Raw genomic sequence first — 17773 nt, forward strand, 5'->3', positions numbered from 1 at the left:
TGAACCCGTAGAACACACAATGACACATCAGAAGATCGGAAGAATTGGCACAGTTTTTGCATGTTACGCTCGCGACGACTCTCACAAAACGACGAAAAACCGAAAACTATAGTGGAACTCAGAATTAACCCTACATATTTGTAGCACAAACTTTTAGTGCTTTGTCAACCTTCAAATGAAGGGCAAATCCGGTTCGTAGTAGTGCGATTCATCGCACGTTCCATGGCGCAATGAATTGCGCCACTACGAACCATCTATCAGTTTAGATGTGACAGACTATTAGTTTGTAGCACGCTTTTTGTAGCATAGGAAACCGTTAGTTTCCTGTGGCAGTATAGGACGCAACTTCACAGTTCACGCTACCATACGAGTGTCCAAATAACCACGGAATCTACTATAAGCATTGAAGTATTTTTATTTTTACAACAAATTTTTTAGGAGACATGTTTAAAATGTTGAATTTCAGAACTTTACTATCCTGTCTACTTGTTTTAGCGATTTTTGTTTATGGATTGCCAGTATATTCTCAGTCTTCTGAGAGTGTTGAACCAACTCAGACACAAGCAGCAATAGACGCTGAAACCGATACTGCTGCTAATGTTAATCGGTTAATGTGGATAGGCGGGACATTTGTTGGAACATCTCTCGTGGGCTGCTTGTTTTGTGGGTTACCCGCAATCATTACCGCTTCTATTCATGAACCCTCACTACCTGCACATCGACTTATGGGTAAATCCGCTGAGTATGTCACGGCTTATCAAACGGCTTACAAAGAGGCAGTTAAGGCACATCAGACGAGAAACGCTACGTTGGGTTGCCTCGGCGGCTCTGTTGTCGCAGCGATCGTATGGGGAATATATTACTCTAATCAACAGTAATATGTGTGGCTTAAGTTCTATATTAATCACGTAGGTTGAGTTGAACGGAAGACTCCTAAGAAATGCATACAATTTATCAACTACACACAGCATCAAGAAACGTAAAATAAACAGAAGCCGAGTAAAACCCAACAGAATGTCTACTCAGCCCTAAGATTATTAGGTTTCACTGTGTCTGAACAGGTCTTTGTATATGCCGCTCAACCCAACCTACGTTTATACTGGGAATGGACTAAATCCGTTCCTTGTAGGACATTCCGCACCTACTGGTGGACTGCGTAAGTCCTAAGGAGATAGATATGAAAAGCAGATTACTATTTCTGGTCCTATGTTGTTTGTACCTTTCTGGGTGCGACATCAAAAACCCAACTGGTTTAATCACAGATCTATTGAAAGACGAGGTCCCTATGGTTTTAATTCCAGCGGGTGAATTCCAGATGGGAAGCGACACAGATCAAGCCGACGAGAAACCAGTGCATACCGTTTACGTTGACGCGTTTCACATAGATGTGCGTCCCGTCACCAATGAAGATTACAAAAAATTTGTTGATGCCAACCCACACTGGCGAAAAGACAGCATTCCGGAAAAATATCACGATGGCAATTACTTAGCACTTTGGGAAAAGAATGACTACTCGGCAGAGAAAGCCGACCACCCGGTGGTTTATGTGAGTTGGTACGCAGCGATGGCGTATGCACAGTGGACAGAAAAACGGCTGCCGACCGAGGCGGAGTGGGAGAAAGCGGCACGAGGCGGCCTAGTTGGAAAAAAATATCCCTGGGGTGATACCGAGGATATCACGAAGGCGGGTACTCAGCTATGGGAAAGCCCCCCCCGCACAACTGCGATAGGCACATATCCGCCAAATGGCTATGGGCTTTACGACACGGCGGGTAATGTGTGGGAATGGTGTCTTGATGCCTATCAGGCGGATTTTTATTTCAACTCTCCACCGCGGAACCCCATCGGAGGAGCCGTCGAAACCGAGACGTTGATAGCAGATTTCATGAATATTGATACACCGCGCGTGTTACGGGGTGGTGCCTGGACAGGCGACCCCAGAATGGTGCGGGTTGCTGTGCGAGACAAAGAAAACCCAACGCGCACACTGAGCCTTGCAGGATTTCGATGTGTCCGCTCCCTCTCAAAATGAATCAATTTACGGATGAAAAGGAGTTTATCATGAAAAGAGCGTTCTGTTTTTTCATTTTAGTATTTACGGTTTGTTTTGTATGTGAGAAACGTCCTGCACTTGCGGTTGACATCCCACCGTGCCTCACTATCCACCCTGATCTGATACTCCCCGAACCGGCACCTCTGGAAAATGATGAAGGGGAAGTGGCTCACAGGGTAGCCCGCGGGGTAGTTATTAAAAGTGCTATCTGGGAGCACTCCGAGACAGTTGCTAATGAGACAGACTCGACGCTCATCTTAAGAGTCCGTTTCTTAAATGGTACGGACGATGAGAAAGCACTTGTCAGACAGATTGCCCCGGAATGGAGTAAATACGCGGATGTCCGCTTTGAGTTCGTAGAGAGTGATCCCTCAGATATTCGCGTCGGATTTGATCTAGGCGACGGAAATTGGTCATCCTTGGGTAAGTTTGCAATAGGGAAGAATAAAACGATGAATTTGGCACTGCGTGGCATGCTCGAAAGTCGGAAACAGGGAGTGATTTTACACGAATTTGGACATGCCTTGGGGCTCCACCATGAACACAAGAGCCCCACACTCCCGTTTGAGTGGAATGAAGATGTCATTATCGAAGAGGTCATGAGAGTCTGGAAATGGACTAAAGATAGGATAAGACTTAACATACTGGATAAATTGAGTGAAACTCAGACGAACTTTACCGAGTTTGACCCACATTCTATCATGATATATCCGATCCCAAATCGATGGACGATAGGTGATTTTGAAATCGATTACGCCACTGTCCTGTCTGAGACGGATAAACAGTTTATAGGTGAAATATACGGCGTAGCACGTCCGCTCAATGGGCGCTCACCACAAGTACGCGACGCGATTGTCGCAGCGGTGCCGGGCGTAAATAATGCCGACGATGTGACCGTAGCACACCTTGCTGAAATAACGACGTTGTCTGTGAATAATATCGGCAATGACAGTGCACTCAAATCTGACGATTTTGATGGGCTCACTAATTTAGGATCGCTTGAACTAAATCACGTCTATGGACGTTGGGGGGCATGGCAATTTCCGGCAGGGATTTTTGAAGGACTCACATCGCTTTATAGCCTTAAAACCGACTCTAATTATTATTTTCCTATAGGGCTGCAGAAGGTTGGAACGAATCAGTTTAAGGTTATTGCCCGTGCTGGTGCACCGTTTGATATCGAACTGCCGCTTATCGTCGTGAATGGAACTATAAACGGTGGTGCAACTACTATCACGATACCCCAAGGCAGTACCGAAAGCGCACTGCTCACGGTGACCCGCACTCCCGGCACGAAATCCAAAGTCTTGGTGATCCTTGATAAGTATCCGCCGAATCTCCCAGACGGACACAGTGGCTACCGTTTCGTTAACATATCATACCCTGCTGAACGTTCCAGCGATCAAGAATGGTCTGCCGGCGAAGTTGTAACAATTTTCGATGCCTTGGAGGGAGCACCCCCCGCGGTGAAAAAGCGCACACGTCAAATAAAAGAGGCTATCGTAAAATCAGTACCAAGGATAAATACTGACGACATTGGGAAAGAAATGAGACTATACTTAGGGGAAACAGGATTCTATAGTACTCTTACGAAAAATATTGACTTCTATAGCTTACAGGTGTCTGATACTGACCTCGCAGCGATTACAAGTCTGGATTTATCCAATGCAGAACTTACAGAACTGAAACCCGAAGATTTCGAGGGTCTCACGAACCTAACAAAACTCAACCTGAGTTTCAACAAGTTGCGTTCATTGCCGCGCGGCGTCTTTGATAAGCTCACTAACCTGACGGTTCTCGAACTTGGTGCAAACGAGTTGAGTTCATTAATTCCAACGGTCCTGGGTATTCCCGACATACCTATCTTTAGAAAACCGTCGGATATTTTTGATGAACTCACTAATCTGAAAACACTTGAACTTGCTGGCAACGAATTGAGTTCGTTACCATCAGGTGTCTTTGACGAACTCACTAATCTGACAAGACTTGACCTGGGTGGGAACAACCTAAGTTCATTATCATCAGGTGTCTTTGACGAACTCATTAATCTGACATCACTTAGCATAGGTGGCAATGAATTAAGTTCATTGCAATCGGATATTTTTGACGAACTCACAAACCTGACAGGACTAGAATTGGATTACAACGAGTTGAGTTCATTGCAATCGGATATTTTTGACGAACTCACTACACTAACATCACTCAACCTGGAAGGCAACAAGTTTGGTTCATTGCCAGCGGGAATCTTTGACAACACCACAAACCTAATAGGACTCCAGCTATCCGAGAACCAGTTGAGTACCTTGCCAGTGGGAATCTTTGACAACACCACAAACCTAATAATACTTGCACTCGGTGGTAATCAGTTGAATGCCTTACCGGCGAGTATCTTCAGTCAACTCACAAACCTCATAGCACTCGACCTGACTGACAACCAGTTGAGCACCTTACCAGCAAGCATCTTTGAAGGACTCTCTGATATAGACACACAAGCCGTGCTGGCAGCACTCAACACCGGGCTCGACAACCCGTTGGATTCATTACCACAAGAATTGTCGTCGCTAACGATTTTGCTGAGCGATAACCCTGTTGACCCATTACCCCTTACCGTATCATTGGAGAAGATCAGAATAGATGGGTTCAAAGCGGTAGCACCCACGGGTGCGCCGTTTGATATTGTGCTGCCGATTACTGTTACAAATGGCAGCATCAGCGGTGGGGCAACGAGTCTTACGATACCCAAAGGCAGCTTGCAAAGCGAGGCACTTACCGTGACACGTGCCGCTGGCACAACAGCCACTATTACTGTGGATATTGGAACCCCATTGCCGGGGTTACCTGATCGTCATTCCGGTTATGCTTTTGTCAAATCCGGCACCCTCCCACTGACGTTCGTCCAGTTAGATAGAGGCGTATTCACTCCGGTCAGTGACCGTACCCCGGAGGTACGCGACGCTATTGTGAAAGCTGTGCTAGGCATTGATTCTGCAACGGATGTGACTGCAGCACACCTCGCCGCAATTACCAGCATAAGTGTTGAACTCAGCAACTCAATAAAGGTAGGCGATTTCGACGGTCTCACCGGCTTGACCTCACTGGGTCTGACAACAGAGGAGTTGACTTCGCTACCCGCGGGATTGTTCAAAGATCTCAGCAACGTAACGTATATGGAATGGTACAGCGAAAAGTTAAGCACGCTACCGGTTGAGGCGTTTGAGGGTCTCACAAATTTACAGACCTTCGGTTGGGGAGCGAGAGGGTTGACTTCGTTACCGACCGGGGTACTTGCCCCCCTCACCAATCTAACAACCTTTGAAATAACAGCACCACAATTGAATAAGCTGCCAGCAAATGTGTTTGACCGACTCACCAACCTGACATACCTAAGCTTGTATGCCGGTCGGTTGAGGATACTCCCCGACAGCATCTTTGATCAATTGACTCAACTAAAAACACTTACATTGGCCAGTGATCAACTCACAAGTCTACCTGATGGTATTTTTGACAGGTTAGCCCAATTGACATCTCTTAGGATAAGTCGCACCCAACTGACAAACCTTCCTGATGGTCTGTTTTCTGGACTATCATCACTAACATCGCTCCGCTTGGATGGCAACGCGGTTGATCCCTTGCCCCTTACAGTCTCACTCGAGAAGGTTGGAGCGGGTCAATTTAAGGCTGTAGCCTCCACGGGCGCGCCTTTTGATCTTATCCTGCCCATCAACGTTACCAATGGAAGCATCAACGGTGGGGCAACAACCCTCACAATTCCAACAGGTAGTGTAGAAAGTGGCATCCTCACTGTATCACACACACCCAACGCGATAGAGGCTGTCGCTGTAGATATCGGAACGTTGCCAGCACTTCCTACAACTGTGAGAAATGGTACTCGTCTACATAGAGGTTACATCCTCACCAAATCTATTGACCTCCCTCTTGAGTTCGGTGAATTGGGAGGACGCGTATTCACACCAATCAGTGAACGCACGCCACAGGTACGCGACAAAATCGTCGAAGCAGTTCCGGGCGTGAATTCTGCAGCGGATGTAACAAAGGCACATCTGGCATCGATTACGGGCCTCGGGTTAGGTAGAGTTACATTATTTGGTAATACCACAGGTGAGGAAATCACAACCCTGCAGACAGGCGATTTCGATGGGTTGACTGGAATGACTACACTTTGGATAGCAGGAAGCGAACAGTTAAGCAACGTACCAGCAGGCATTTTCGACGGGCTGAGCGCGCTGGAAACGCTTAATCTGACTGGTAATTTCAGCAGTCTACCGGATGGGGTTTTTGACGGACTTACCTCACTGACTTTTCTTAGTGTGACTTCACTTCCGTTGGAGGGTTTGCCGGCCGGTGTCTTTGATGATCTGACCGCGTTGACAACACTCATTGTAGGTAGTGTTCAGTTGGAGAGCCTGTCGGCCGGTGTCTTTGATGAATTGACTGCGCTTACAAAACTCGCTGTAACTGGTTCGTTTGATAGTTTACCGGCTGACATCTTCAGCAAACTCACCTCACTGACACTTCTCGCTCTGGGTGTGGATGAAACCGTCACACTACCTGCTGGTATCTTTGAAGGACTCACCGCGCTGACAGACCTCTCCATTGCGCGCGCAGATTTCAGTCAGGTGGACCTAAAAAACCCGGACAGCTTAGATAACATTGAAGTAGACGAGCCGCTGCCCTTAACCCTTTCATTGGAAAAGGTGGGAACAGATCAATTCAAAGCAGTCACACTCACAGGCGCGCCGTTTAATATAGTACTGCCACTTATTGTTACCAATGGAAGTATCAACGGCGTAACGAGTACCACAATCAGGATCCCCACCGGCAGTGTCGAAAGTAACACGCTCACCGTGAAACGTACGCCTGGCACAACCGCTCCTGTCACTCTGAATATCGGGACGTTACCGAAGTTGCCTGCAGACCATGAAGGCTACACGCTCGCTAAATCTGCTGGGCTGCCGTTAGAATTCACTAACGGTTTAACAACAGAATTTATACCAGTCAGCCAACGCACGCCACAGGTGCGCGATGCGATTGTCGCAGCAGTACCGGGGGTAAATTCCGCTAACAATGTCACCGAAGCACACCTCGCTGCGATTACATCTCTGGATTTGCAGTTCCGCCTGCCGAGAAAACGTATCAGTTCTCTGAAAGTTGGAGACTTCAGGGGACTTACCGCACTGAAATCTCTCGACTTGAAGCATAACAGTTTGAGATCTTTACCGCATGGGATCTTTGACGAACTTACCACACTGACAAGTCTCCATTTGTCGCATAACTATCTTGCGAACTATCTTTCGTCGCAGCCTGGTGTCTTTGACAAGCTCACAGCACTGACAACACTCTCCTTAGCCCAGACTGTGACCAGTTTGCCGGATGGAATCTTTGACGAACTCACAAATCTGACAACACTTGACTTGTCCAGGAACTCTTTGACCAGTTTGCCGGATGGAATCTTTGACGAACTCACCGCACTGAAATCGCTCCACCTGTACAGCAACCAACTGGCATCGTTGCCAGATGATGTCTTTAACAATCTCACTGCGCTGACAACGCTCTATCTGAACAACAACGACCTGACCAGTTTGCCGGATGGAATCTTTGACGAACTCACCGCCCTGCAATCGCTCTACCTAGATCTTAACGATCTGTCCGCTTTGCCGGATGGTGTTTTTGAAGGTCTCACTATGCTCAAAAAGCTTTATCTGGGCGACAACTTTGTTAATCCGTTGCCGCTTACCATATCACTGGAGAAAACTGCAGATGGACAATTCAAAGCAGTCGCACCCGCTGGCGCGCCTTTTGATATTGTGCTGCCGCTTACCGTGACAAATGGCAGCATCAATGGTGGCGTGAGCAGCGTTACGATTTCCACAGGTAGCGTGGAAAGCGGAACACTTACCGTGACACGAACCGCCGGCACGACCGCTGCTGTCACTGTGAATGTCGGTACTTTACCGGGGATACCCACAAGTCATCGTGGCTACGTGCTTCGCAAATCCACGACTGCCCTGCCGTTAGCAGTCATTGCCGCGCCACAGAACAGGCCCCCTGTATTCACCGATGGCACGGCTGCCACGCGCACAGTCGCTGAGAACACCGCCGCCAACACAAACATCGGCACGGCAGTAGCTGCTACAGATGCCGATACCGGGGATACGCTTACCTATACCCTCGGTGGCACGGATGCCGCGTCATTCAGCATTGTCAGCACATCCGGGCAACTCCAAACAAAAGCAGCGTTAGACTATGAAACAAAGGCATCCTACTCGGTTACGGTAACTGTCTCCGATAGCAACGGCGGTAGTGATAGTATCACCGTTACAATCAACGTGATTGATCTGAATGATACTATCATCGTACCAACGGCTGTACCGGTTGCTAATCGTACATCGCAGGTGCGTGATGCGATCATCGCAGCAATACCGGGCGTGAGTACCGCTAATCAAGTGACCGCTGCACACCTCGCAGCAATCACCAGTCTCAATTTACGGAATGCCGGTATCACAGCACTGAGAACAGACGATTTCTCTGGTATGACCGCACTGACAGACCTCAACCTGTTCAACAATCAACTCAGTAGCCTGCCAGATGGCATCTTTGAAGGAATGACATCGCTCACAACCCTCCGATTGGGACGGAACGCGGTTGACCCACTACCGATTATCGTTTCGGTCGAGACGGTCGTAGAAGGACAGTTCAGAGTGGTGGTCCCCACGGGTGCAACGTTCAATTACGTTTTACCAATCCGTGTTACGAATGGCAGTATCAATGGCGGTGTTACAACGGTTACGATACCGCAAGGCAGTCTGGAGAGCGAGGTCTTGACGGTCACCCGCACCCTTGGCACAACGGGGCATGTCATGGTCGATATCGCAGCATTTCCGCGTCTCCCACGCACCCACTACGGCTACGCGCTCGTCAAATCTGATAATTTGCCGATGCCTGTCATCCGTGGTATCAATACGGCACCCGTGTTTAGCGATGGCACAACCGCTACGCGTTCCATAGCAGAGAACACCGCAGCCAACACAAATATCGGCACCCCGATTACTGCTACAGATGTCGATAATGACAGGCTCACCTATACGCTGGGTGGCACAGATGCCACAGCGTTTGGTATTGATAGCACCACAGGGCAATTGCGAACCAAAGCCGCACTCGACTATGAAACCAAGGCCGCCTACTCCGTCACGGTGACTGTCTCCGATGGCTATGGCGGCAGCGACAGTATCCCTGTGACAATCAACGTCACCGATGTCATCGAAAACCGCGCGCCAGTATTCACGGAAGGCAGTAGCATCAGCCGCACAATCGCAGAGAACACCGCCGCGAATATAAACATCGGCACCGCGATAACCGCCACGGATGCTGACAACGATAGCCTTACCTATACTCTCAGTGGCACAAATGCATCCGCATTTGCCATTGATCGCAACACAGGACAACTCAGAACCAAGGCAGCTCTCGACTATGAAACCAAACGCTCCTATAGCGTTACCGTTACTGTCTCCGATGGTCGTCTTACGGATACAATCACTGTCACTATCAATATCACCGACGTAGCGGAGAATCGCGCGCCTGTGTTTGCAGACGGCACCAGCACCACCCGCACAATCGCTGAAAACACCGCAGCCAACACAAACATCGGCACGGTAATTGCTGCGACAGATGCTGACAACGATACTTTGACCTACACCCTCGGTGGCACCGATGCCGCAGCCTTTAGCATTATCAGCACATCAGGACAACTCCAAACAAAGGCAGCACTTGACTACGAAACAAAAAACTCCTATAGCGTAACGATAACCGTCTCTGATGGCAGCTTGACTGACACAATTAGTGTCACTGTCAATATCACAGATGTAGATGAAGGCCCCGCAGACACACCCGGGGGCGATACGCCACCACCAACCACGGATACTCGGATAGCGTTTGAAGCCAACACACCCGCTGGATACACACGTGTGACGTTAAACATCACCGGTAGCGTTTGGGGCATCCCGACAAAGTACACAACGGATTCTGATGTCGGCACAGTCGCATATATGACACTCGCAAAACTTATGGATTGCAACTTCGCCGATGCTGAAGTGGCGCGACAAAGTATCGTCTACATCAAGCGGCAATCATTGGGAGAATTGAATAATTTCGCATCCGAAGCCGTGTGTCGGACGACGAGTAGGACATGGCCGTCTCCCTGGAATGGAGTTCGGATAACGCACCTACGTTTTTTTCATGAGACAAGTCTTCCGAATATCAAGGAAGCGGTTTACAATGCCGCTACCGATCAAATAGAACTCCCTGGCGCGTGGCCCCCACCGCCAAATAATACAACCAATACTGCCCCTGTGTTCACCGATGGCACAACCACCACCCGCACAATCGCTGAAAACACCGCAGCCAACACAAACATCGGCACGGCTATTGCCGCTACAGATGCTGACAACGATAGCCTTACCTATACACTCAGTGGCACCGATGCCGCAGCCTTTAGCATTATCAGCATATCCGGGCAACTCCAAACAAAGGCAACACTTGACTACGAAACAAAGAACGCCTATAGCGTAACGATAACCGTCTCCGATGGCAGCTTGACTGACACAATTACTGTCACTATTAATATTACCGACATCAATGAAGTGCCCACAGCGACAGCGATTTGTAAAGTTGGCGATGTGCTTGCCCCCGGTGAGAGTTGTACTTACCCCGGCACCGAGGCAGTCTTTTCTGTCCTTGATGATGGGAATTCGCAATGGAATATCCCGAATTTGCCAACGTGGCTCCAGTGGGTCAACCAAACATCTATTAGCAATTCAATGCGTGTCTCTACAACTGTTAATGGTCAGCCGTATCACTTTGTTGCTGAAGAACTTGCCGATAACTCATGGCAAATCAAGGAAATCGCAGATGACACCAGTCAGCGGCCTGATCCTGATCCGCCTGAACAACCTAAAGATACAGGCACTCCCCCAACACTCAGCGTCTCCACAGCGGCACCTCTCACAGAGGCAACGCTACATGGTGGTGTCATCACACTCAATCTTAGCAGTGGCACTTTTGAAAGTTCGAGTTTCAGGATTAGAAATGCTGTGTCCGTCTCTGGGATTAATGGTCTAACCATTGATATATTCAGTGTCGATCGCGTCAGTGACACGAAAAGCACAGTAGAACTTGAATACGACGGCAACATGACTGCCAACGGCACACTCACAGTCTCAGTCGGGGCAAATGCAATTCAGGACTATAATGGGGCTGCGTTGACTTCGCAAATAGCCATCCCTGCTGTTATAGAGTCGATCACCGCCTCGACAGCTGTGCCACTGACAGCGGCGACACTCGACGAAAGCGTCATTACACTCACACTCACCGGGAGGAAATTTGAAGGACGGAACTCCACAATCAGAAGCGCAGTATCCGTTTCTGGCATTTCTGGTGTCACGGTCCGGAGTTCCGATATAGACCGACAAAGTAATACAGAAGTCACCGTTGAACTCACTTTCAACGGAAATCTCAATGCCGGTGGCACATTGACGCTCACCGTCGGCGCGGATGCCATCGCTGGCTACAATGGCCCCCCACTCACAACACAAGTCGCTGTCTCTGCCAGCGGAGATACGCCTGTAGTAGAAACCCCTATAAAAACTATCCCACCGGTAGAAAGCGATTATGATCATATAGAAGGTCCCTGGCTCTGGATGATTGCCCCGGGTGGAGATATAGACATTGACAATCTGTCTGAAGCAAGTGAGGGCGTGATTACCGAAGCGCAGATCGCTCAAACCGGGGTCAATGAGGGGGATCACTTTAACGATTTGCAATGGACAAGCGGACGTTTACTGCCTACCACCGTTTGCGGAATTTTATTGTGTTCATCAGATAATGTCATCAACGTCGTCAGAGAGATTGGACTCACCGATAGGGATCAACTCAGCTATTATTCTGCTTATGCCTTGATTAACATCTTCTCCCCACGCGTTCAAAACAACGTTTTGATGGGTGTAGGAAGCGATGATTCTATCAAAGTTTGGCTCAACGGTTCAGTTGTTTACGAAAACGATGTCTCAAGAAGAACAACAGGGATACAAAACCAGTTCCCTGTAAACCTCAATGCTGGTAACAACCTGCTGTTAATTAAAGTTTGCAACCATGCCGGGCTGGGCTTCAATAATGATTGGGGCATGTTTTTTAAGCTCTACCTTGACACACAGGATTACACCCTATCTCTTCCAACGGGCGGGACCGGTGGGCAACAACCTCAAACACCACAACAGCCGCAACAACCGGTGAACACAGGTGGAACCCCAACGCTAAGTGTTTCCACTGCAGCCCCCCTCACAGAGGCTACACTGCATGAAGGCATTGTCACACTCACACTTAGCGGAGGCACTTATGAGCGGGCCTCTTGGAGGCTCAGAGAGGCAGTATCAGTCTCAGGTATTACCGGTATCGCCCTTGATACCTTTGACACCGAACGCATCAACGATACTAAGTTGACAATTAAACTCGAGTTTGATGGCAACATCAACACAGATAGTACCCTAACACTCACCTTAGGCGCAGGCGCGATCGCCGACTATAACGGTGCTGCGCTTACCGCACAAATACCTGTCACTGCTGTCTCTGAGTTGGTCACTGCCTCGACTGCTGCACCACTGACGGAGGCGACCTTAGATGAAAGCATCGTCACGCTCACCCTCAGCGGCAGGAAATTTGAACGGCGGAATGCCACAATCAGAAGTGCCATGTCGGTCTCTGGCATCTCAGGTGTCACCGTTCGGAACTCTGACATAGATCGACAAAGCGATACAGAAGTTACCGTCGAACTGACCTTCAACGGTAATCTCAATGCTGATGGCACACTCACGCTCACCGTCGGTGCAGATGCCATCGCAGGCTACAACGGGCCCGCTTTCACTGTGCAAGTCTCTGTTTCCGCCAGCACAGACACACCCGCAGATACAGGGAACAAGGCCCCCGATCCACCTCAGACACAACAACCAGGAGACACTGGCGGCACGCCAACCCTAAGCGTCTCTACTGCGGCACCCCTCACAGAGGCAACGCTGCACGGCGGTATCATCACACTCAATCTCAGCAGTGGCACTTATGAGGAGTCCTCTTGGAGGATCAGAGATGCTGTTTCTGTCTCTGGGATCGGTGGTGTAACCCTTGATCTGTTCACCAGTAGGGATCGCGTCAGTGATACGGAGATTACAATAGAACTTGAATACGATGGCAACATGACTGCCAACGGCACACTTACGGTCTCCGTCGGAGCAGGCGCGATTCAGGACTATAATGGGGCTGCGCTGACGGCTCAACTGTCTATTCCTGCTGTTACGGAGTCGGTCACAGCGTCCACCGCTGCACCGTTGACAGAAGCAACACTTGATGAAAGCGTTGTTACCCTCACACTTAGTGGCAGAAAATTTGAAGGACGGAGCTCCATAATCAGGGCTGCCATCTCAGTCTCTGGCATTTCAGGGGTCACGGTCCGGAGTTTCGATATAGACCGAGAAAGCGACACGGAAGTCACCGTTGAACTCACTTTCAACGGAAATCTCAATGCCGATGGCACACTCACCTTCACTGTCGGAGCAGGGGCGATAGCAGGTTACAACGGACCTGCGCTCACTGATCAAGTTTCCGTCTCCGCCAGCACAGACGCACCCGCAGATACAGGGAACCAGAATCCTGAGACACCGCAACAGCCTGATAATACAGGCGGAACACCGACACTCAGCACATCAACTGCTGCGCCACTCACAGAGGCAACGCTGCATGAAGGTATTGTCACCCTCACACTTAGTGGTGGCACCTATGAGCGGTCCTCTTGGAGACTCAGAGATGCGGTATCCGTTTCTGGCGTTACCGGTATCGCGCTTGATACGTTCGACACCGAACGCATCAGCGATACCAAGTTGACAATTAAACTGGAGTTTGATGGCAACATCAATACAGATAGCACCCTAACAATCACCGTAGAGGCAGGTGCGATAGTGGACTATAACGGTGCCGCACTTACCGCACAAATACCTGTCACTGCTGTCTCCGAGTCGATTAGCGCATCCACTGCCGCACCCTTGACCGAGGCGACGCTCGACGAAAGCATCGTCACGCTCACACTTAGCGGTAGGAAATTTGAACGCTGGAATTCCACAATCAGAAGTGCGGTGTCTGTTACAGGCATTTCAGGTGTCACGGTCCGGAGTTTCGACATAGACCGTGAAAGCGACACGGAAGTCACCGTGGAACTCACTTTCAATGGAGATATGACCGCTAATGGCACACTGACCTTTACCGTCGGTGCCGATGCCATCGCAGGATACAACGGACCCGCACTCACTGATCAAGTCTCCGTCTCCGCCAGCACAGACGCACCCGCAGATACAGGGAACCAGAACCCCGATCCACCCGAGACACCGCAACAGCCTGAAAACCAAGACACACCCCAACAACCCGGAAACACAGGGGGAACCCCAACGCTTACGGCATCAACAACATCCGCGTTAACAGAAGTAACATTGCATGGCAATGTCGTGACACTTACACTTAGCGGCGGCACTTACGAACGCTCCAGATGGGATATTGAAGACGCTGTGTCCGTGTCCGGTATTTCAGGTGTGACTTTCGACAGATTTTTCGGGCTGGATCGTGTCAGCGATACTAAAGTCACTGTTGAACTTGAGTTTAGCGGTAACATGAACACCAACGGCACGCTCACATTCACCGTAGAAGCAGATGCCATCGCAGGATACAACGGAGCCGCGCTTACGGCACAGATCGCTGTCTCTGCTGTCAGCGAGTCTGTCTCTGCATCACCATCTACGCTAACGGAGGGGACACTTGATGGTGCAGAGGTCAGCATCACGCTCAGCGGCAGGAAATTTGAGAGATTTGTTTTTGACATCCAAGACGCTGTGTCTGTCTCTGGTATAGCAGGCGTAACAATGCCTTGGCACCAACCCCGGCGAAAGAGTGATACCGAAATTACCATTGAACTGGAATTTGACGGAGACATGAATACCGATGGCACGCTCACCTTCACCGTCGGTTCAGATGCCATCGCAGGTTATAATGGGCCCGCGCTTACCGCACAAGTTGCTGTTACGGCAGATAGAGAGAACGCCCTTTTCGCAAACTTCCCGAACCCGTTCAACCCTGAGACATGGATTCCGTATCAACTGGAAAAACCCACAGAGGTCACCATCACAATCTATGCTATAAACGGACATATCGTTCGGACGTTGGATTTAGGACATCAACCTGCGGGACTGTATCAGAACCGTTCCCGTGCCGCCTATTGGGATGGCAGAAACGCCTTCGGTGAACCTGTAGCAAGTGGTGTCTACTTCTATACCATCACCGCTGGCGATTTTTCTGCCACGCGGAAGATGTTAATTCGGAAGTAGAAATATATCGGCGAAAGGATGGAAGACAAAGGAAGTATGGAGGATGCGATGCCTACCCTTCTATACCTTCAATCTTCCAGGCAACAATATGATTGCACATAACAATCAATTGTCCGAAATAAGGAGTTGATTATGAACACGGACATTCTGAACCAAAAAGGTTTTGTATTTATTCTGGTATCCATTTTGATGGTTACCTTTGGCACACAAAGTATCAGTTACGCACAAGAAGACCCCCCGACAATCACAGCATCCGTTGAAGAACCATTGACAGAGACAACGCTGGACGGAAGTATCATCACACTCACACTCACCGGGGGGCGATTTCCTAATGAATGGGCTATCGGAGGCGCGTTGTTCATTTCCGGCATTGACGGTGTCACTTTTGACCCGTGGGATGATGTGGAGCGCGTCAGTGACACGGAGGTGACAATTGAGCTTGAATTTGATGGTTCTGACTTTGATACCGATGCTACCCTTACCTTTACTATGTGGGCACTCACCACGACACTACCCGTTACTGCGATGCAGGAATCGCTGGTCGCCTCAACAGAATCTCCCTTGACAGAGGCTACGCTGGACGGCAGCATCATCACCCTTACCCTCAGCGGTAGTCGGTTTGTTGATAGTGGATGGGGTATCAGCCGCGCGGTGTCGGTATCTGGCATTGATGAGGGTATTTTACGGGGGAGTGTGGAACGTGTGAACGACACGGAGGTGACCGTTCTGCTGGTCTTCTTCGGCAACATTGATACCGATGCCACCCTGACTTTCACTGTAGAAGCAGGTGCAATCGCAGAATATAATGGAAACGCGCTTACTGCGACACTACCCGTCACTGCAGTAGAGACAACACTGGAGGCATCAACGGAGACACCCTTGACAGAGGCTACGCTGGACGGCGGCATCATCACCCTCAGCGGGGCAGTTTATGCAGACTGGGTTATTGTGTCAGCCTCTGGCATTGACGGTGTGACTATTGAACAGTGGAATGTGGCGCGTGTCAGCGACACGGAGGTAGCAATTCTACTTGAATTTGATGGCACTGATTTTGATACCGATGCAGTGCTTACCTTCACCGTGGAGGCGGTAGCGATAGCGGGCGGATACAATGGTCCCCCACTCACCGCCGAAGTCCCCGTCATTCCGAGACAACAATCGAACGCGACCATGAGCATTTCGCCAGCATCCGTCGTATGCCCTGATATCGGAGAGGCGTTAACATTCAGTCTTAATATCAAAGGCGGGGAAAACATCGCAGGCTATCAGGCAACCGTATCCTTTAACCGCACTGCCCTTTGGCCCGTGAATATTACCAATGGCGACTACCTACCAATGGACACGTTCTTTATGGACCAGAACTTTTACCGAGAGGTGAGACTCGCCGCAACCACACTTGCTGGCGCAGCGAACGGTGAGGGTACACTTGCCACGCTCACGTTTGAAGTCGAAGACTTTAAAGCCTCCACGTTGACCCTATCCGAAGTCTACCTTGTAGATACAGACGGAAAGCGTTGGGAAGTTACCACAGAAAGTGCGGAAGTGACAATACCGCCAGAACCCGAAAAGGCAATCTTGGGGGATATCAACCGCGATGGCGTGGTCAATATCCAAGATTTAGCAATTGTTAACGCCCGTTTCGGTCAGAGGGGCAAAAACAGCGCGGATATCAACCGAGATGGTATCGTCAACATCGTCGATCTCGTCTTGGTTGCCGGAGCATTCGGAAACGGTGCCGCTGCACCCGCTCTGCACCCGCAATCTTTAGAGATGATCGCTGCAGCAGACATCCAACGCTGGCTCTCCCAAGCACAGCAATTAGAACTGACAGACGCAACATCTCTAAGGGGTATTCTCTTTTTACAGCAACTCCTCGCAGCGTTGATTCCTGAAGAGAGTGCACTGTTATCAAACTATCCAAACCCGTTCAATCCGGAAACGTGGATACCGTATCGGTTGTCTAAACCTGCCAATGTCACATTGCACATTTATGCTGTAAATGGTACATTGGTGCGGACATTGTCACTCGGATATCAACCTGCAGGTATCTATCAAAGCCGTTCCCGGGCAGCGTATTGGGATGGTAAAAATCAGTTCAGTGAACCCGTCGCAAGCGGACTCTATTTCTACACGCTTACCGCTGGCGATTTTTCTGCGACACGCAAGATGTTGATATGGAAGTAGAACATATTCAAGGAAGGATAGACGAAAAGGGAGTATGGAGGATGCGGTTCTTATCTTCCCACACTTCCAACCTTCCATTCATAAACCCAATTGTACGTTGCGATCG

4 protein-coding genes are annotated in these 17773 nt (G+C 49.5%); all 4 read left to right on the top strand.

Annotation, left to right across the window (positions count from 1 at the left end):
• The first annotated feature begins 452 nt into the window (after positions 1-452).
• The 4 genes from OXH00_22975 to OXH00_22990 all read left to right on the top strand — a co-directional run bounded on the left by OXH00_22975 (position 453) and on the right by OXH00_22990 (position 17667).
• On the top strand, positions 453-878 hold the full coding sequence (locus tag OXH00_22975; protein ID MCY3743888.1) for a hypothetical protein: 426 nt from the start codon (positions 453-455) through the stop codon (positions 876-878).
• A gap of 299 nt (positions 879-1177) precedes the next feature.
• The gene (locus OXH00_22980) at positions 1178-2032 is read left to right on the top strand and encodes a formylglycine-generating enzyme family protein (GenBank protein MCY3743889.1); all 855 of its coding nucleotides are present in this window, start codon (positions 1178-1180) and stop codon (positions 2030-2032) included.
• 29 nt (positions 2033-2061) lie between these two features.
• Positions 2062-15483 carry a leucine-rich repeat protein gene (locus OXH00_22985; protein MCY3743890.1) on the top strand — a complete coding sequence of 4474 codons (13422 nt, stop codon included), beginning with the start codon at positions 2062-2064 and terminating at the stop codon, positions 15481-15483.
• Positions 15484-15615: 132 nt separating this feature from the next.
• The gene (locus OXH00_22990; protein MCY3743891.1) at positions 15616-17667 is read left to right on the top strand and encodes a cohesin domain-containing protein; all 2052 of its coding nucleotides are present in this window, start codon (positions 15616-15618) and stop codon (positions 17665-17667) included.
• The last annotated feature ends 106 nt before the right edge of the window (positions 17668-17773 follow it).

Source organism: Candidatus Poribacteria bacterium, from assembly GCA_026706025.1.
GTDB lineage: Bacteria > Poribacteria > WGA-4E > WGA-4E > WGA-3G > WGA-3G.

Coding starts and splice junctions, on each gene's coding strand:
- OXH00_22975 (MCY3743888.1), top strand. CDS start 453: ATGTTGAATTTCAGAACTTTACTATCCTGTCTACTTGTTTTAGCGATT.
- OXH00_22980 (MCY3743889.1), top strand. CDS start 1,178: ATGAAAAGCAGATTACTATTTCTGGTCCTATGTTGTTTGTACCTTTCT.
- OXH00_22985 (MCY3743890.1), top strand. CDS start 2,062: ATGAAAAGAGCGTTCTGTTTTTTCATTTTAGTATTTACGGTTTGTTTT.
- OXH00_22990 (MCY3743891.1), top strand. CDS start 15,616: ATGAACACGGACATTCTGAACCAAAAAGGTTTTGTATTTATTCTGGTA.